Origin of the sequence: Paenibacillus amylolyticus, assembly GCF_003719335.1 — a bacterium.
Lineage (GTDB): Bacteria > Bacillota > Bacilli > Paenibacillales > Paenibacillaceae > Paenibacillus > Paenibacillus amylolyticus_D.
Window position 1 is genome coordinate 136,004 of the sequence record NZ_RIAS01000001.1, and the last position, 21,604, is coordinate 157,607.

Annotated in this window: 4 protein-coding genes; all 4 read right to left on the reverse strand. The window is 45.1% G+C overall.

The window, feature by feature from the left end:
• Nucleotides 1–29: 29 nt before the first annotated feature.
• The 4 genes from EC604_RS00620 to pabB are packed head-to-tail and all read right to left on the reverse strand — an operon-like array spanning nucleotide 30 to nucleotide 21,588.
• On the reverse strand, nucleotides 30–13,553 hold the full coding sequence (locus EC604_RS00620) for a non-ribosomal peptide synthetase (RefSeq protein WP_151458027.1): 13,524 nt from the start codon (nucleotides 13,551–13,553) through the stop codon (nucleotides 30–32).
• Complete coding sequence (locus EC604_RS00625) at nucleotides 13,546–16,014, reverse strand: non-ribosomal peptide synthetase (RefSeq protein ID WP_161556824.1); 2,469 nt, start codon at nucleotides 16,012–16,014, stop codon at nucleotides 13,546–13,548. The genes EC604_RS00620 and EC604_RS00625 overlap by 8 nt, the downstream gene beginning before the upstream one ends.
• Nucleotides 16,004–19,774 (reverse strand): condensation domain-containing protein, encoded by a 3,771-nt coding sequence (locus EC604_RS00630; protein WP_123062299.1) that lies wholly within the window; start codon nucleotides 19,772–19,774, stop codon nucleotides 16,004–16,006. The genes EC604_RS00625 and EC604_RS00630 overlap by 11 nt, the downstream gene beginning before the upstream one ends.
• A 17-nt stretch (nucleotides 19,775–19,791) precedes the next feature.
• On the reverse strand, nucleotides 19,792–21,588 hold the full coding sequence (gene pabB, locus EC604_RS00635) for an aminodeoxychorismate synthase component I (RefSeq protein ID WP_123062300.1): 1,797 nt from the start codon (nucleotides 21,586–21,588) through the stop codon (nucleotides 19,792–19,794).
• Nucleotides 21,589–21,604 lie beyond the last annotated feature (16 nt).

Consider the following 21,604-nt stretch of genomic DNA (forward strand, 5'->3'; position numbering starts at 1 on the left):
CTTTTCGTGCTAAGAAATCTCCGGAATGCTCACAGCTTGTCAATGATATCCGTGATATCATCAAGTTCGTCCAACGTGAGGTCTGTATCGCTAAAGTCGCTTGGTGTAAATTCCTCGGCTTCACGAGTCATGCAATGTACAATCAATCTCTCCAGATTCGAACCGTAGCGGGCTACTTGCTCCATAGCTTCTCTCTCATCTATTCTTGAAGGATCATAACGAAGGATCAATTGGAATTTCCCCTGATCGACCACACAGTTCCACTCTTCGAAATGCGACATTCTGTTAAGTGGACTGATTAATTCTCCCATAGGCATGGATGATACGGCGAACGATTCGCCTTGGGAATCTCCTCCAAATTGCCCCAGATAATTAAAGACGATATCGGGATTATACGTCCCCCCCTCAAAAGTGAACCCGGTAGTCAGATATTTCAGGATTGAATACCCGCTCCCTTTGCCAGGGATACCACGAAGCATTTCTTTCGTATGACGCAGCGCTTCATTAAGTTCTTCATGAGCTGTACGGAGAAGCACAGGATAGATCGTGGTAAACCAGCCTACGGTCCTTGTGGTATCCACATGGTCCAGTATTCCTTCTCTCCCGTGTCCTTCAAGATCGATAACAACATCTTTTGCATACGTCATGGAGAGAGCCGTCAACAGAATATCCATGACTTCGGTGTGATACGCACGATGAACTTCAGTCAATAGCTGGCGTGTTCTATATGGTTCCAGTTCCATAGTCACTGTTTTGCTTTGTTTGAGCAAACCAGGTTTATCACGATGATCGCATAGTTGTAGTGCTTCCTGATTTAGCTTGTGCCAGTAGGCTTGTTGACGCTTCACCTCTTCCGCCGTGGCTATGTTTTGAAGTTCACGACTCCAGAAGGCATAGGAATCCGTCTTCTCAGGCAACTTCACCGTCTTGTCCCCTAGGAGAATAGCTTGATACATGCAGTGGAAATCTTCCAGCAGAATTCGCCACGACACACCGTCAATAATAAGATGGTGTATTGCAATAAGCAGATGGTCTCCTTCAGGTGTTCGGAACACACCAAGCCGAATTAAGTCATGTTCCAGGTTCACCCTGGATTGAATCGCTGTGGCAATACGTTCAAGGTGGGCATCGTCCCAGTGAGTTTCTACTTCATGTATTTCCACAGGGAAATCCTTATCTTTGTCTATTGATGAAACACGCTGTACCACGCCATCGGGTTGGATATCAAATCGGATACGTAATGCATCGTGGTGTTCATAAAGTTTATAGAACACCTCTTTTACCGCGTTCGCATCCCACCCTTCTGGGTTGTACAACATCATCGATTGATTCCAATGATTCAGGTTGCTGTACCCTTGTGCAAAGAACCATTGTTGAATCGGCGTGAGAGGGATGTCTCCTTCAATGATGTCTAGTTGCTCTTTCCTCATTTCCATAGGTTCCAAAAACTCGGCACACTCGGCAATCGTCGGATACAGCATTAAATACTTGACCTGTAGTCTGACTTGATAACGAGTGAGTCTTGATGCAATCTGTATGGATTTAATGGAGTCCCCTCCGAGGACAAAATAGTTGTCATCGATTCCCACACGTTCCACACCCAGTACTTCTGACCAGACTTGGGCCAAGATTTGTTCTTCTTGAGTTACAGGTGCGCGATAATCCCCTTTTATGCTATTCAGATCCGGTGCAGGGAGAGCTCCTCGATCCAATTTGCCGTTACGCGTTACCGGGAGCTTGGCAATCGGTACAAAATACGACGGAACCATGTATTCGGGCAAACTCTGCTGAACATACTTTCTGAGCTCTTGTTCTTGGAATCCTTCCGCTGAAACGATATATGCACACAGATAATGTCCTGTATTGTCCTGTCGGGGAACAACGACCACTTCCTGTACATCAGAATGTTGTATCAGCTTAGACTCAATCTCTCCTGGTTCAATTCGGTGCCCGCGAATTTTGACCTGATGATCGATCCGTGTAAGAAATTCAATACAGCCATCAGGCATCCATCGAACTCTGTCCCCTGTTCGATACATTCGTTCACCAGGACAAAATGGATCTTCCAAAAACCTGTTCTGCGTCAGCTCTGCATCCCCGACATATTTCTCTGCTACACCCTCACCGGAAATGTACAATTCGCCGGCTACACCGACAGGTAAAAGCTGGCCTTGCGCATTGAGTACATAGGCTTTCGTATTATGAATGGGTCTTCCTATAGGAACCGAACTAAGCTCTGTCAAATTAGGCCCGACATTATATGTCGTTGCAAAGACCGTTGTTTCAGTCGGACCATACCCATTCGCAATCCGGTCGTCTCCCAGATATTGATGAGCTTGCATAACATGCGATTTGGAAAGAGCCTCTCCTCCAACGAATAGTCGATGCACATATTGCAGACTAGTGACATCATGATCAACCAGCGCATTAAACAGTACACTGGTTACAAAGGCAGATGTGATCCTCTGACCCTTCATGATCGAGGAAAGCTTGCTGATATCCAGCATGTCTTCTCTGCTGATCAGTACAAGCGTAGCCCCGTTTAATAATGCGCCGAAAATCTCATAGGTTGATCCGTCAAACGCATAATTGGAGAGCTGTAACATCCGATCCTGTTCACGAATGTCGATAAATCCATTATTCATTGCTGTCTTTATGACATTTCGGTGTGTAGTGACCACACCTTTCGGCAATCCGGTCGATCCCGAAGTATACATAATGTACGCTGGAGTGTTCGCTTCATCTGGTAATGTGCTTGAACTACCCTCGTATTGAACAGATAATATATTTTGTTCTAATAACGTGCGACTGGATTCTTCTAACGGAACCACGAACCCTTTGAACCCAGGGAGAGGTCTTTCCGTTGGAGCAACGAGCATATTTGCATGACATTGTTCCAACATATAGATCATTCTCTCCGGTGGATGGGAAGGATCCAGCGGAACATATACGCCCCCTGCTTGCAAGATTCCCAAGATCGACACAATCATGTCAATTGAACGGTCTGCCAGCAATCCAACAGCATCTCCACGGCGCAAGCCACTCTGCTCAAGATAGGTTGCAAGCTGACAGGCTTTCCGGTAAAGCTCCTGATAGGTTAGCGTCTCCCCATAAAAGTCCAACGCCGTTTGATTGGGACGAAGCGACGTTTGGATTTCAAACAACTGACTAATCGTTTGATCACGCGGATACTCTGCATAAGTGTCATTAAACTGCCCCAATATCTTCTGCTCTTCCAAGTCAGTAATCAGCCTGATCTCGTCGAGTAATATGTCTGGAGAGCTAGACATTTGCCTTATCACATGCTCATAATGAAGCGCCATATTTTCCATCTGAGAATGTTCGTAAAGGTCTGTCGCATATTCTATGGTCAGTTTAAGAGATTCCTGATTCTCGTGAACTACCCACGTCATATCGAATTTAGAAGTGTTACTTGTCCAATCCAGAGGTTCAATTTGCAACTCTTGCAGTTCTACCGTTCGGGGTTTGGCATCCTGTAGAACAAACATGGTGTCAAATAAAGGATTGCGCTCTGGATCTCTTGCGATTTGCAGCTTCTCAATCAGTTCATTTAATGGGTACACTCCGTGCTCATAAGCCAGCAACGTGTTTCTGCGCACATGACCGATCCACTCACGAATTGGAAGATCACCACACAATTCTTGTCTTAGCGCCAAAGTGTTCACGAACATGCCTGTAACGGAAGAGATATCCGTATGGGTTCTTCCCGCAAAAGGAATGCCCACTACAATATCCTTTTCCCCGGTGTACTTGGACAAAAGAACGTTGTACGCTGCCAACATCACCATGAAAAGTGTGGCATCTGTCTGTTGCGCCAACTGTTTCACTGCACTACTCAGCTCAGTACTCAGTTCAAACGTATGGGAAGAACCTGTAAATTGTCTCCTGCTTGGACGACGTCCCTCTGTGAGGATGTCCAATACGGTGACGTCTTTCTCGTACCGCTTGAGCCAGTAATCTTCACTCGTCAGGTAGGAGGACTTTTTCTTTTGTTCATTCATCCACACCGTGTAATCCTTATATTGAACTGTCATCTCATCAAGAAAATGTCCCTGGTAGAGCTGAATCAGATCCTGATACAGAATTCCGGTCGTCACTCCGTCGGACACAATGTGATGCATGTCCATGACCAACACATATTCTCTGTCTGAAAGTGCGCATAAACCTGCTCTCATAAGCGGTGCACATCCAAGATCGAAGGGCCGGACAAATGTGCCAATATACCGAGCAATCTGTTCATCCCTCTCAAGAACTGCAAAAGTTTCAGGTTCGGCACTGTGTTCCAGTTTCCAATCCATGTCTTTCAATTCATGAATGAGCTGTCTCAGTTCACCGTCAACCATTCTGAAGGAGGTTCTTAGCGATTCATGCCGACGTATAAGTCCTTTAAGCGCAAGCTCTAACCGGATCACATCGGGTTTACCATTTATCTTCAGTACCATGGGCATGTTGTAACTTGTGCCGGTATCCTCGAACTGTTCAACCAAATATAATCTCTTCTGTGCCGACGATACGGGATAATCCTCTTGCTTATTGACACGCGGGATACGAGCATGATTCTGCTTATCTCCTTGGTCAATCGATGTAGCCATCTGTTTCAGCGTTGGAGCATCAAATAAATCCGGCATGCTTAGTTTGATGCCCCATTTCTCCTGCACTTTTGCTATGAGTACCATTGCTTTTAGGGAATGACCACCCACTTCAAAAAAATGATCATGCAAGCCCACTTGTGTATGGTCGAGAACCTCAGTCCATAATTGCGCCAGTTCCTTCTCCGTATGTGTTGAAGGAGCCACATAATGTGAAGACGATCTTGCAATGTCGGGTTTAGGCAACGCTTTTCGGTCCAGCTTCCCATTCCGTGTAAGCGGTAAAGATGAGAGCACGACGAATACGGATGGAATCATATACTCAGGAAGTGTTTCTTTTAAAATTTTTCTCCAGTTTTCGGCTTGATGTTCGTTTTTCATTTCATGTTGGGCAAGTACACTTGCAGAATCAATTACAACATACGCCACCAACATGGAATGCCCCTGGTCATCCCGATGTGCAGTGACTACAGTTTCGTTGACCTCTTGTAGAGCAAGAATGCGATCCTCGATCTCTGCCAGCTCAATCCGATTTCCACGAATTTTTACTTGCTGATCCAATCTTCCCAGATATTCTATGGTGCCATCCTTTAACCACCTTACGAGGTCCCCTGTGCGATAGACTCTATCTTCGCCTTCCACGTGCCGGGTTAAAAACCTCTCTTCCGTCAACTCCGGTTGATCCAAATATCCGGCAGCCAGACCCTCGCCTCCGATGTACAATTCTCCAGGAACCCCCACAGGTTGGGGCTGACCCCATGTATTCAATACATAGAGCCTTGTATTATGAATAGCTCGGCCAATGGGAACACGCCCGGTTTTCCTTACCCTCTCATCAATAGGGTACGTTGCTGCAAACACGGTCGTCTCGGTCGGGCCATACCCATTTACAATCCGATGTTCTCCCAACACATCCAGTGCTTTAATGACATGCTTCACCGAGGCTGCTTCGCCCCCGATAAACAGTTTCCTCATACCACGCAGGCTGTGTACGTCATAATCAACTACCGTGTTGAACAGAGAGGTTGTCATGAAGAGACTCGTGATCCTCTCTTGTCTTAATGTGCGTGTAAGATACGACACATCATAAACGTGTTGATTAGGCATCAGCACGAGCGTTGCTCCATTCAGAAGTGCTCCAAAGATTTCATATGTGGCGCCGTCAAATGCATAATTGGACAACTGTAACATCCGGTCCTCTCGCCCAATTTCAACAAATCCGTTATTGATACAGGTTTTCACTACATTGCGGTGACTCGTAACCACGCCCTTGGGCATTCCTGTAGAACCCGAAGTGTACATGATATAGACTGGCTGCTCTGCTGAATATGAGATGGATGTATAAATCGAACTCCCCTCTGCATAGACTTGTGGTTCGAGCAGCGGGATGATTGTTCCCGTGTAGGAATCCAGAGCCAGATCTTGCTCCATAATGAGCCATTGCGCTCCACTATCCCGTAAAATGTAAGTTAGTCGCTCTTCCGGGAATTGGGGATCGAGGGGGACATACGTTCCTCCTGCTTTTAATATCGCCAGAATGGCAATGATCATCTCCGGTTTACGATGTGTTAATAGTCCAACACAGTCACCAGACTTAATTCCACGTCGTTTAAGTAATGCCGCCATCCGGTTTACACGTTCGTTCAGTTCACCATAAGTCACCATCTCTGTACCGTACAAAAGCGCCTCGTGTTCAGGTTGCTCTGATACCATGAATTCAAATGCATCCGTCACAGTCCAGTCTCTTGGATATTCAGCATCGGTTTTATTAAGCTCTCTAAAATACTTTTTTTCTGACGGGGTAAGCAGCTCCAGCTCCCGAAGTTTCGTATCCATGCTATTCAATAGTTGTTCCAATAAATGAACATAATGACGAGTCATTTGTTCAATGGTAACCCGATCCCATAGATCTGAACTGTATTCAACCTCAGCCACGAGTTCATCCCCGTCTTCATGCCATACCCAGGACATATCGAATTTGGCCTGCTGTCCGTGCCAATCCATCTTGCGAACAGATATATCCTGAAGCGTTTTGACAGGAAGCGTCATATCCTGCAATACAAACAGTGTGTCAAATAAGGGATTTCGGTTGGGTTGAAAAGAAAAATGAAGTTTGTCCAGTAGATCACTGAGAGAACATATGCCTCGTTCATTGACTGCTAGCATATATTTTTTGACATGTTGGATATAATCACCGACCGTCAGATCAGAAGCCGGATTAAGCTTCAAAGGTAGCGTGTTTACAAACATCCCCACAATGGGCTCCACATCTACATGTTCTCGTCCGGCTATCGGTACCCCTACGGTGATGTCTTCTTCACCCGTATATTTAGATAACATCAGGCCATACACTGATAAAAGAAGGATGAATGGAGTAGCACCGTAACCGGCAGCTGTTCTTTTTAATTCCTGCACCTTTTTACTCGGCAAACCAAATGTATAGGATTCCCCCCGGTACGATCTAATGGCAGGACGGGCACGATCCATTGGAAGTTCTGCCGAACTCTCGAATTCTGAGTACTGATCCAACCAGAACTGTTGTGCTTCCTCATAGGTACTGCTCGTCTGCTGGTTCTGTTTCCACATTACATAATCCTTGTAATGGACACGTATCGGATCAAGTTCCCGTACCTGATAAAGATCAAACAGTTCATCGTATATCAGTTGAGTAGACACCCCGTCAGAAACAATATGATGTGTATCCAGCGCCAATACATACCGTTCCTTATCGATTCCAATTACACTTGCCCTGATCAGCGGTGCTTCTGCCAAATCAAACGGCTTAACAAAAGTGGACATTACGCCAGACATTGGATATGTTTCAGTTCCATCCAATTCCTTGATCGAGGACTCCAATGAATCCATAGTCCACCTTTCAAGCTTCCATTCCACTTCTTCTATTGAATGAATCCGTTGAACTAATTCGCTTTTCTCCATAACAAATGAGGTACGCAGGATTTCATGGCGTGCGATAAGCCGTCTAAAACAAGCTTCCAGACGAGCGGTGTCCAATGCTCCTGATATTTCAAATAACATCGGCATGTTATAACTTGTTCCACTGGTTTCATACTGCTGGGCGTAGTAGATTTGCTTCTGAACCGATGTAACAGGATAGGATTGCATCACTGGAGCCGGATTAATGGCTTTATATTGATTTCGAGCGGCCTTCTGAATCCATCCAGCCATGTCCCGAAGAATTGGGGTCTGGAATACATCCAGCAAGGTAAGTCTGACCTCAAGTTCCTGGTGGATCTTGCCTATTAGTAACATGGCTTTCAGAGAGTGTCCGCCCAATTCAAAGAAATGATCCTGTATGCCTATCTTCTTAATGCCTAGAACGCTTTCCCATATCTCTATCAAGCTCTGTTGGACTGGATTCTCTGCTGGAACATATTGCTGACCTCGTACAATTGTCGGCTTCGGAAGTTTCTTTCGGTCTATCTTTCCATTCGAAGTAAGCGGTATCTCATTCAAAATGGAGAAGACGGTTGGGACCATATATTCAGGCATTTGTTGCTTGAGTTCCTGCTTCCACATCGTTACCAGTTCTTGAAAAGACTGCTTCGCTTCTCCATCCTGAAGTACAATATACGCGCATAGATAGGAGTGACCCTGATCATCACGATCCGCCATCACTATCGCTTCATGGATACCTGACAGCTTGCGCAGGCGCCCCTCTATCTCCCCTAGTTCGATCCGATTGCCACGAATCTTCACTTGCTGGTCTATTCGATCAATGAATTCGAGATTTCCATCTGGCAACCATTTAACCCAATCTCCAGTCCGATATAGACGTTCTCCCGGAACAAATGGACTAATTATAAATTTGTCACGGGTGAGCTCCGGTTGTCCCAAATATCCTTGGGCAAGTCCTGGACCACCTATATGCAACTCGCCAGGAATACCAACAGGTAATTGCTTGCCTTCTTGGTTCAGCACATACACTTTTGTGTTATTCGTTGGCTGACCAATGGGAATGTATTCACCAGAAACGATGGAGTAGAATGTGGCAAATACCGTCGTTTCTGTCGGGCCATATACATGTATAAGTCTATGTTTGCCAAGCAAATCAACAACCTTTTTGACATGAGTTCCGGATACTTTCTCACCGCCAAAGAGAATTTTCCTAGTTTTGTTCAAGCATGCTGGATCCAGATCTACCAGCGTGTTAAATAGGGCCGTTGTCATGAAAGCAATCGTGATATGTTGTTCGCGAATGGCCTTGGCGAGAACATTCCCATCCAGCACCTCTTCCCGTTTCAACAACACAAGTCCAGCACCGTGTAACAGTGCACCATAGATGTCGAACGTCGATCCGTCAAACGCATAATTGGATATCTGTAGCAAACGGTCCTCAGGGGTAATATCTACGTAACCATTATGAATTACCGTCTTGATCACATTGCGGTGTGTCGTGATTACTCCTTTTGGAGTGCCGGTGGAACCAGAGGTGTACATGACATATAAGGGATCTTCCGGGCCAGGAGACCGGTCATCTCCGCTGTTATTCATATGATTTCGGTCAAGCACCGGATTCCGATTGGACTCTTGTGCCCAAACATTTTCATTGAAAATCAGAACTTCTCCCTCATAGTGAGGGATCTGATCAGGATGATCTGCAATCAACCACCTTGCCCCGCTATCCTTCAACATGAATGTTTTCCTATCCGCAGGGAAGCTCGGATCAATAGGGACGTACGCCCCTCCGCTCTTGACGATGGCGAGTATTGCAACAATGACTTCAATGGAGCGTTCCATAATTAGCCCGACACGTTGCCCAGCCTGAACGTCCTGTGAAATAAGATATCGTGCAAGACGATTCACTCGTTCATTTAGCTCCCCATACGTAATACGGTATCCATCCATCTCGACAGCCGTATTCTCGCTACCGAGCTCAACCTGCTGTTCAAACAGCTCAGCAACGGAAGCATCTTGAGGATAATCTGCAGCGCTGTTATTCCATACCTCTATCTGTGCCATGTCAGATTCGGTTACAAGCTCCAGTTCCCCGATTTTCAATTCCGGGAACGCCACAATCTGCTCCAGTAAATGTACATAATGCTTTAACATCTGTTTTATGGTATGTGATTCCCACAAATCCGTTCGGTATTCAACAGATAACGTCATATCATCTTTCGAATATGTGCAGACCCATGTCATGTCAAATTTTGATGTATGATGATCCCACTCGGCATACTGGACCTCAAGCCCTGATATATGCTTCTCTGCTGGTACCTGATCCTGTAGCATAAACATCGTATCGAACAATGGATGCCGGCTGGAATCAAACGGCAGGGACAGGCGATCTATCAGGTCTTCCAGTGGGTATCGGCCGAATTGATAAGCTGCCAGCGTAATTTCTCTCATTTTCTCCAGATATACGCTTACCGACAGTTCTGCCTTGGGTTCACTTCGAAGTGCCAGCGTATTGGCAAACATGCCTACCATTCGTTCATGCTGAATGGTATCTCTGCATGTGAAAGGAGTGCCCACTATAACATCTTCTGCCGCTGAATATTTGGACAACAGAATCTGATAGGATGCCATCATTAGCATAAATAAGGTCTGTTGATTGGTCTTAGCCGCTTCTTTTAATTGACTCACGAGTGCAGGATCTAACGTTACATTCACCCGACTTCCCTCGAATCTGCGGATCGGCGAGCGCAGATGGTCTGTCGGTATTTCAAGAACCGGGACTTCGGCCTGGTACAAGGACAACCAGTAATCCTGACTTATGCTGTATGCCTCTTGTTGAAGATATTTCTCCTGTTCCCATACAGCATAATCCTTGTACTGCACGCCCATGTCCGAAAGAGTCTGCCCCTGATATAATCGGACCCAGTCCGATATTAGAATCTCTATTGAGCGTGCATCCGAAATGATATGATGCAGGTCAAGCAATAGCACATGAGTCTCCTCATTCATCCGAAGTAAACCTCTTCGGAACAAAGGGGCTTCTCCCAGATCAAATGGCCGGATGAATTGTTCAGCAAACGACTGTATAGCCGCTTCTTCCGTCCCTGCTAATGCGGCTTCTTCGACGCGCAAAGATTCCAGAGATATCTGATCAGCTCTGTGAATACGCTGCCGCAGTTCACCATGGTGTAACTCAAATGAAGTTCTCAATGTCTCATGTCTCTGAATCAGCATCTGCATTGATTTCTCCAAAGCATTTACATCCAGCTTGCCGTTTAATCGGAGCAGAAAAGGCATGTTGTAGCTTACAGCTGCATTTTCCATTTGCTGAACAATGTACATCCGTTGTTGAATGGAAGACGCCGGATACGTGTCCCTGTAGGATGCAGGCACAAGCTCCTCATCAGGCTGGTCTGTCGAGCGTGCTGTCATGATCCACATGGCCATCTCTCGAATCGTAGGCATGATGAATACATCCTGTAGTGAAACCTTTACGCCGGTTTCCTTCTGCACTCTGGCCACAAGCATCATAGCTTTAAGTGAATGTCCTCCGATTTCGAAGAAATGCTCCTCTACTCCCACGCTTTGTATATCCAGAATCTCTTCCCAGATATGTGCTAATTTCTCTTCAAATACATTAGCCGGAGCGACAAAATGGTTGGTCTGTCTTCTCGTGGGCTTGGGAAGTGCCTTGCGATCGAGCTTACCGTTCAGTGTCATGGGGAAGCTTTCCAGTGTAACGAACGCATTGGGAACCATATATTCAGGCAGGGCCTGCCTCAGCTCTTTTTTCCAGTGCAATACAGGAGTTTTGTTGTCACTTGGGACGATATACGCGCATAAATAGGCATGTCCGTGCTCATCCTTCTCTGTCATGACCACAGCATCTTTGATCGATTCAATCCTGGATAGCCTGCTCTCAATTTCGCCAAGTTCAATTCGATTTCCACGAATTTTCACTTGCTGATCCAGTCTCCCCATGTACTCGAGATTTCCATCCGGCAACCAGCGAACGAGATCACCTGTTTTGTACATTCTTTTTCCAGAAGAACCGACTACAAAACTTTCTTCGGTTAACTCAGCCTGATGCTGATAACCTGACGCAAGTCCAGCACCGGAAATATACAACTCGCCGGGTACCCCAACAGGTTGAAGTTGTCCTTTTCGATTCATTACATGAGCCTGGGTATTGTGAACAGGTCTTCCGATGGGAACTGTGTTATAATGCAGCAATTGTTGATTGACGAGATAAGTCGCCGCAAAAACGGTCGTTTCTGTCGGGCCATATCCGTTAGCAATCCGGTCATTTCCCAGAACCTGCAGAGCCTTCTCCACATGCTTTTTGGATCCAGCCTCTCCGCCAAAGAAAAGCCTTCTCACATGTTTCAAACATTGAACATCCCACTCCACAACGGCATTAAACAGTACAGCAGTCATAAAAGCCGAAGTGATTCGTTCATGCTCCAACGTATCAGCAAGCTCCGATACGTTGAGAACTTTTTCTTTGGGAATCAGTACAAGGGTAGCACCGTTTAGTAAAGCACCGAATATTTCATATGTTGAACCATCGAATGCATAGTTGGAGAGTTGTAACATCCGATCCGTTTCATGAATATCCATAAAACCGTTATTGATTACGGTCTTCACAATATTACGATGTGTCGTTTGCACACCCTTCGGTTTACCTGTAGACCCCGATGTATACATGATATAAGCTACATCTTCAGCAGATCTGTGGCATTTCATGAACATGTCCGCAGCTTGCCGCTCACAGTCACTATGTAACTGTTCTTGGTGGATCAGATCGATCTGCTTGCCTTCATAGCCACTGATAAAGAGATCCTTTTCAGCGATAAGTACCGCCACATCACTATCTGCAAGCATCGTACGAATTCGCTCAGTCGGGAACTCCGGATCCAGCGGAACATAGGTACATCCCGCTTTCAAAATGCCAAAAATGGCCGTTATCATCTCTATGGACCGCCTTGAAATAAGGCCAATATTTTGTCCGGGTTCAACGCCAGACTCGAGTAACTGAATGGCAAACTGATCCACTCGTTTACCAAATTCCCGGTAGGATAACTTCTCCTCCCCCATGACAATTGCGGTTCGCTCAGATTGCTGTATGACCTGCTGCTCGAATAGCTCCACAACGGTTGCCTCATGAGGATATTCGGCTGTTGTGTCATTGTAAGTTTCGAGTAACTTGTGTTCTTCCTCCGTGATAATATCGGCTGTATCGATCTTCTGTTCCGGTTTGGTAAGCAAGCAATCAAGAACTCTCAGATATACCTCAAGCAGCCGATCTGTGAATGCTGCTGGATAAGATGACACCATTTTGACAGACAACTCGCCCAGCGTTACTGAAATACTGAAATCGAGGAGCGTATTTGTTTTCTCATAGCTGTAAGACTTAAATTCAAACGTTCCTTGTTTCAAAGTCTCATATACATGAAAATCGATATAGTTAAAGGCGATATCAAATAGCGGGTTTTCTCGGCTGCTTTGCTCCCCAATTGCATTTAGAATCTGAACAAGGGACAATCGGCCATATTTTTTGATTTCGGCTTGTTTACGATACACGTCTTGAGTAATGTCTCCCCAGTTCACTAGAGATTCAAATTGCGTGCGCAAAGGGACAGTATTCAGGAAACAGCCCAATATGCGGGCGCCATCCTCGTGAACAGGGCGTCCATTCTCGACAAGCCCGATCAGGATATCATCTTCATATGACAACATATATAATGAAGTGACGAATGCAGACAGACATAGGGATTTTACGGTAACACGCTGATTACGTGCAGCTTCTTTTAACTGGGCGTACAGTTCCGATGGAAGGAGAGTCACGCTTGAATTGGCTACTGAATTGCCATGATAAATCTCGGATTGTTCTGTCTGTTCTGTGAATGAGTATTTTCGATAATCCAGTAGCTCTTCACGCCAATACTCCATAATGGACGAATTTCTAGATTGGGCCATCTGATCTATAACATAATCTTTATAGCTCGTTTTTAACGGATCAGGCACTGACTTCCCCTCCTTTGAGAGCACCGTACAAATTCAGTAATTCCGACATAAAGACGGCAACGCTCCATCCATCCAGAATGGCATGATGAAAGATCCACCCCACATAAGACTCCTCCGTGGAATTGAAAATTACCAGACGCCAGAGTGGAGCATGTTCAATATCAAATGGTCGCTTCCGATCAAGCTCCATATAATTCCGAATTTCCTGTTCTATCGATTCAGTATCCCGATGTTCCAGCACGACCTCCTGAATTTCAAAATCTATACGTTCACAACTATATTGGACAGGTACGGGAAAATCAGAAATATTAAAACCAGTCCGCAGAATGGGATGCCTGCTTATGAGTTCATTCATAACCGTTTGAAAATTCAGCACCTGAATTCGATGCCCATGAATCTGATATATAAACTGATCGTGATATACACCCAGACCTTCATTTTTCATGTAATGGAACACCATTCCCTGCTGAATATCACTCATGGGATACACATCTTCCACATCGGAGGGTAACAAGGCTCGTAATGCCGGGTTCGCAAGCCACTCTGTGCGCATCTGCAATAACTCCATCTCTATCTCGTTCCGGACGTTATCGGGTGCATGAAGAGCACTTCGGTGTCTAGCCAATTTGCGAATCGTTGGATAATCATACATATCAGAAATTTGGATATGTAGTCCAAGCTCTCTGTTCATTCGGCTGATCAGTTCAATGACACGAATAGAGTCTCCGCCAAGCTCAAAGTAATCACACTCTACACCCAGATTGCGGTTATCCAGCATTTCCTGCCAGATGTTCAGCATCTGCCATTCCAGTTCATGGCTTGGCATAACCAAATCGGTAACATCTGTTGGAGTCACACTGTTGCTGGGAGCGGGAAGTGCTCTCGTATCGACTTTGTTGCTCAGTGTCATTGGCAGAGTCTTCATTTGAATATAATGAGCAGGCAGCATATACTGTGGCAGATGTTGAGACAGTCTTGTTCTTAAATCTTTGCTCTGCTGAAATCGATCAGAGACGTAATATGCACAGAGAACACTCTCTCCTGTATCCCCTTCCCTGACCGTTACAACCGCTTGCTGCACTCCATCGATTTCCAGAAGTCTGGATTCGATCTCACCAAGCTCGATTCGGAAACCTCTGATCTTCACTTGATGATCGATCCTTCCCAAATATTCAAGTTCGCCGTTCATCTGCCAGCGGGCGAGATCTCCAGTTCGATATAACCGCTGTGAGGCGGCAAAGGGATGGGGAACGAACCGTTCGGCGGTCAGTTCTTCTCGGTTCAGATATCCCCTGGCCAAGCCTTCACCACCAACATAAATCTCCCCTTCCACACCAATCGGAACCAATTCCCGCTGTTCATCGAGAATATAAATTTGAAGCGTAGGGATGGGTTTTCCAATGTTGCTTGTTTTGCCTTGGATATCACCCCATTCCATTTCCTTATATGTCACATGAACCGTTGTTTCCGTAATGCCATACATATTAATGAGTTGAGTTTGAGGATATTTCTTCTTCCATTCCAGTAGTTGTATAGGTTGAAGAGCTTCTCCCCCAAAAATCACCTTTCGAACAGCCAGCGGTGTATGCGAATCTGACTGTATTTCCAATTTAGCGATTCGGTAAAAGGCCGTCGGAGTTTGGTTCAAAATGGTGACCTGTTCCTTCTGCAGTAACGATAAGAACTGTGCTGGCTCTCTTGTTACATTCAGAGGAACTATAATCAATCTGGCACCGTACAATAACGCCCCATACATCTCCCACACCGAAAAATCAAAACAGAATGAATGAAACAGTGTCCACACATCTTCTTTGGTAAAGTCAAACAAGTTTCGGTCATTAAAAAGCAGCCTGACCACATTGGAATGTTCAATCATGACCCCTTTGGGTTTGCCCGTTGATCCTGAGGTGTAGATGATGTATGCCAAATCCGACGGCTGATTCACTAGTTTCGGATTAGTTGCGTAGATGCCTTCTATTCCATCGTCATCCAGTAGATCGGGAACGATTGCCTTAATTGACACTTCTTCAGGCAGAAGCTCCTGCTCTTCCGTGATACAGAATTGCGCTTTACTATCTTCAAGCATGTATTGAATACGCTCTTTGGGGTACTCGGGATCAATCGGCATATAAGCTCCACCTGCCTTAAGCACGGCAAGAATGCTGATAACCATTCCAGGTGAACGTGAAAACAAAATGCCTACAACCTGATTTGGTTTGACGCCTTCCTGTCGAAGAAATATCGCCAAACGGTTGGCCTTACTATTTAATGTGGCATACGTCATCTCTGTATGTTGATAACGTAAGGCAATTCGTGCACTGCAACGTTCCGCCTGTTCCTCAAACAAACTGACCAGTGTTGCTTCTAACGGGTATGTGGTCTTCGTATCATTGAATTGCTCCAGAAGCATACGCCTCTCGGTATCAGGCATTGTATTCAGACTCGACAGCTTAATGCTCAACAACCCCTTCCAGCATGGTGATATAGAATTCAAGAAGCCTCTCGATGGTCTCCATTCGGTACACATCCGTGTTGTATTCCATACGCAGCTTAAGAATATCTGACTCCTCATATACATGTAGAATCAAGTCATACTTGGATGTACTTCCTGCTTCGATCATCAACTGTACAGATAAGTTCTGAAGCTGATAGTGGTGTGTGAATTCATTTTGCAATGTAAACATGACTTGAAAACCCGGTGTTACTCCTGGTGCCATATGATACGAAAGGTCAGGTAGCAGCATTTCTAAAGGTACTTCCTGATGTTGATAAGCATCCAAGGATATATCTTTAACCTGTTGCAGCAGATCATCAAACGTCATATCTTCACTAAACTCGACGGGTAAAATAACGGTATTTGCTACAAAACCAATGAGCTTCTCCACCTCAGCACGGGTCCTGTTGGACATTACGGTACCAATGGGGATATAGGGCTGTCTGGTAAAACGATGAATTAGGTAGCCATACACCGCGAATAAAAGCATAAAGAGGGTAACCCCTGACCGGTTTGCCTTCGCTAATGTCCGGGAGGTTAATTGGGAGTCTACGATGCGTTCGAGCGTATTTCCTCTGTACGTTCTAACCTCAGAATATGGAAAATCATAGGGTACCTGTATGATGGGTAATGTTCTGTTTAGCTTACTGATCCAGTAATCTTTTAGTTCCCACAGGGCAGAATCACTGCCCTGCTCCATGGAGGATTGCCACAGCACATAATCGGAGTAGGATACAGAAGGTGGCGTCAACATTGGATGTGAATCTTCCAACCCCGAGACATATAATTGCACCAATTCGTTGGCGAAAATCTCTACTGACCAGCCATCAGAAATAATGTGATGCATGGATACAACCAGGATATGCTTGTCCGGGCCGCAATCAATCAGGCATAACCGAAGACATGCATCGTTCATCAGGTCAAACCGCAAGTTTGCTTCCTGATCAATCTCTGTCCTGATCCCAACATGTCTTTCATGTTCCTGTAGCTGGGTAAGATCTACCCGTCGAATTTCAATTTCAGATGCTGGCTTCTCGACATACTGATAAGGTTCCCCATCTTGAATACCATAGCGGACACGCAAAGCCTCATGCCGCATAATCAGTGCTTGTAGAGCATTCTGAAGTTTGTATATATGAAAAACACCCGTAAAGTGAATTGAAAATGTATTGGTATAAAAGGCGCTCTCTGGAGCAATCATGTGCAGGACCCATTGACTTTTTTGTTTCATGGTAAGCGGAAGCTTCTCCGTCCGTTGCTGCTGTACCGGGATAGGAGTATGGTTATTTAACGGTTCCGCATTCAGCAATTCCTGAAGAATTCCGTTGATGGTTGCTTGTCTGAAAAAACGCTGTGTTGAAATGCGCACCTTATACTCGGAAGCAATCATCGCGAGCAGACGAGTCATGCGGAGGGAGTCACCACCTAATTGAAAAAAATCATCATGGCTGGCCACCTCGGTCAATCCCAAGACGGATTGAAATGCTTTTTCAAGAAATGGATAATACTCCGAAGAAAGCGATGCCCCTTCACCTATATGAGGCTGTCTGTACACTTCAATTCGGTCAAGATGTACATTATGTTCCTTTACATATTCACGTACTTTGGTGTACACCAAAGCCTCATGGCAATGATCCTGCTCTGATGTGTAGTGAATAATGCAACACTTGTCCTGCTGGTTCGGCGCTTCTTCGGAATCCTCTTCTTCCGCCTGTCCACAAGCATCCTGTTCAACAGAAGTAGCTGCAACCTCCTCTTCCATCATCTTCTGAACCTGTTGACGTTCATGCAGCATACAATCTATTCGGTTGAGCGTTTCATCAAATTGGCCATCCAGTAGTAAATCTACAAGTTGTAGTCGCTGGATTTTACCTGTAGGTGTACGAGGGAATTCCCTTTTGCTTACGGGAACGATATACCTGGGATTTACGCCAAATTGTCTCGATATGTTGCCTCTCATTTCCTGAATGACGAACATATTTAAGGCTTCATCATCATTCAGAGGTGAATAAAATAACAACAGCTGGTCATTGCCCGACTCTCCACCAGAAATTCCTGCTACTGCCACGTAATCAGCATCAACACCGTATACTTTCTTCATCACTGCTTCAATTTCATAGTTGTAAAGATTTTTTCCGTTCATGATCAGTACATCTTTTTCTCTGCCGGTTAATGTCAACCTTCCACCTTTCACAAAACCGAGATCACCGGATTCGAACCACCCATCGTTAGTCAATACGTTGTTAGTTGCTTCCTTGTTCTTGAAGTATTCCGTTATGATTGAATCTCCCTTGAGCTGAACTCTCCCCACGTGAGCTTCGGGAAGCGGAACATTACAATCATTGACTATACGCAGACTTATTCCGGGAATGACCTCTCCAATCTCGGCAAAAGCTATTGTTTCTTCCGTATTGGAGGCGTCCGCAAAGATTAATTTCCCATCCAATGATCCCTTCACAATATGCTGAATTCCACCTGTCTCGGAATGGTCAAACGTTCTGCTGAAGCAGAGACTTCCCGAAAACTCAGTCATGCCATATGCAGGAACAATGCTATTAGCGTTAAGTCCAAATGGAGCTAACTGATGTAGGAATTCTTTGCCTGTGCGAGCTGAAATCGGTTGGCCTACATTCAATATGGTTCGAATGGATGACAAGTCCCATGGCCGGGCATGGACGGCTTTATGCTGATTCAGCTGCGCATAGGCAAAATTAGGAGCCCAGGTGAATGTGACTTGATGCTCCTCTATATCTTCTAGCCATGAAGTAGGAGAGTTCAAAAAACGCTCAACAGAACTTAACACTTGCTCACAGCCCAACACAACTCCGAGGATATGATTGGTTAACAATCCACCAGCATGATATAGAGGCATCCAATTCAAGGTAATCTCTTCAGAAGTCAAGCCCAAATGTTGTTTGATGCCTATAATGTTCGCAAGGATCTGGCGATTTTGATACCGGACACACTTCGGAGTACCTGTTGTTCCTGATGTGAAGAGGGTAAGGACAGGATCGTGTGGCTCACTACTGTGCCTATTCTGGCAACGGTTATGCTGTGATAGCTCGTTTATCGAAATTACCGCTCCTTCACGTTTACCCTCTTCCTCAAAAATTCCAGCGAAATCTCCTACAACGAGCGGATAATCCAATAACTTCCACACCTGCTTCAGCTTCTGGTGATCCACGTGATCGGTTGGCAAATGAAGAGCTGGCTTCAGTGGCGCCGGATTCATACCGCCAAGTATACAAGCCCAGATTGCAGCTACGAAGTGGTCTATCCGTTCAATTTGCAAAATGACAGAGTCTCCCGGCTCGACACCTTGTTGACTTAGCCCTTGAAGGATGCTCTCTGCGTGCTGTGACAAATCCAAATAATCTGATATTCGGACTTCTCCATTCTCCATCTTATAATGCAATTTCTTCTTTGGATGATTCCTAACAGTCAGATCAAAAGCCTCAGCAAGCGTCTGGGGATGTCCAGAATAGTCAAGTGCTTTCCCTACCAAGACTGCCGGCTCTCCAGCCAATAGATTTGATTCTGAATCCCACAATTTCGGTCTCTGACCATATTTGAAATGTTCCTGCGTATTTAATACAGCAGAAGCAGTGGCTGGGATATAACGTTTATTCCAAGTGCCGTAAGAGGTCGTTGCCCGCATGGATATTGAAAGTTGTTGAACCGGAAGCTCATTTCTAATATAACGTTGGAGATTAGTATGAAATGACATTCGAACGTTTTCTCCTTTCACTGCCCTGAGGTAACGGTGAGTTCCTGTAACGAACGGTCCAGACTTTCCTGTGAAATTTTAACGGAGACCCACCCTCGGACACTATTAATAAGCCATATATTTGTTGCTTCAATTATGTCTTTGTACGTTAATACCTTTTCTTCAAGAATTCCGTCATTCAAGAGCTGATTTCGGAATGTGCCCGCTAACAACCCGCTATCTCTTGGCGGTGTGTATTTTTTACCTTTTTGCTCAATGACAACATTTCCTGTTATGAATTCAGTAAGTTCCCTATGCTCATTCCACAGAAGAACATCATAAGCATCTCCACCTGCCATGCGATGGACATCGTACATGTCCCGATACGTTGTCTTGTGATATAAGAAGCGCTGATTGGACAAAATTGGTGATTTTGCGAGAGCTACCGTCTGTGTTTCTCTTCGATCTATAAACGGTGTGCTCTCAACCGAAATTTCTCCCAATGGAGATAACAGCACTCTGACCTTATGCAGACCGGTTGTATGTTTGCTGGCATAAACAGTCAGTTGGTTGTGGATAACCTCTCTATCCGCCACAAAGTTAAAATAGGATGCAGAATCCATCATTCGGTCAAGATGACGTTCCAAGAGCGAATACTGTCCCTTCTCCAATCGAAGCGATTCCAATAATTCAAAATACGGCTTTTGTTCCGTTAGCATCAACGCTTTAGTTTTGGCCTCTGCATATTCATCCGAAGCTGTCGAGTCCCAAGTGATCCCTCCGCCCACACCATATTCAGCCTGATTCCGCTGATGATCCATCCACACTGTCCGAATCGCTACGTTAAAAACGGATGAACCATCCGGACTTAACATACCAATCGATCCGCAATAGATCTCTCTTGGTGTATCTTCCAGTTCATAAATTAAATCCATTGTGCTGATTTTCGGCGCCCCAGTGATAGAACCACAGGGGAAAAGTGCTGTGAACACGTCCTCTAACTGGATATGGGACCTTGTATTTGCTGTAACCGTAGAGGTCATTTGGAACAAAGTATAATATTTCTCAATATCAAAAAGTCTCGGTACTTGTACACTTCCCGTCTCGGCAATAACACTAAGATCGTTCCGGAGCAAATCTGTAATCATCACATTTTCAGCCCGATTTTTCGGGGATTGATGCAACCACTTGGCCAATTCGTCGTCCTGTTCCTGGTAAAGCCCCCGTTTCACCGTTCCTTTCATTGGACGAGTCTCCAGCTGATTTCCATTCTTTTTGAAAAATAATTCAGGTGAAGCACTCAAAATACTGATATCACCGAGTTGCAGCATGGCTGAGTAATCCGCCTGCTGTGCATCACATAACTTTGTATAAAAAGCGTAGGGATCACCCTCATATTCTGATCGAAGGCGCATCGTATAATTGACCTGATAGGTGTCTCCCCGCGCGATGGCTTCGTGAATTTTATGTATATTTTGATGATAAGTATTCTCTGTAACCGTTGGTTCCCATCCTGAAATCTGATACTCGTTAGATGAGGATGCATAGCCTGTATCATACCCTTCAAAAATACCAAACCATATGAGCGGTAAAACCACATCTGAATGAACTCGAAAAGCGGGATCGAAAGCCGGCGCAGCTTCGTAAGATACATAACCTACTGCATAATATCCTTTATCAACAGCATCCTGAATTTCCCTCAAAGCCGGTTTTACCTCTTCAATAGATGTTGCCTTAATGACTTCAACAGGATTGGTGAAAATTTTACGCTGTTTACAACGATCCTCGCTTACAAAATCAAATAAGATGTACGGATTGGCATCGGATTGATTCATTCAAGAATACCTCCTT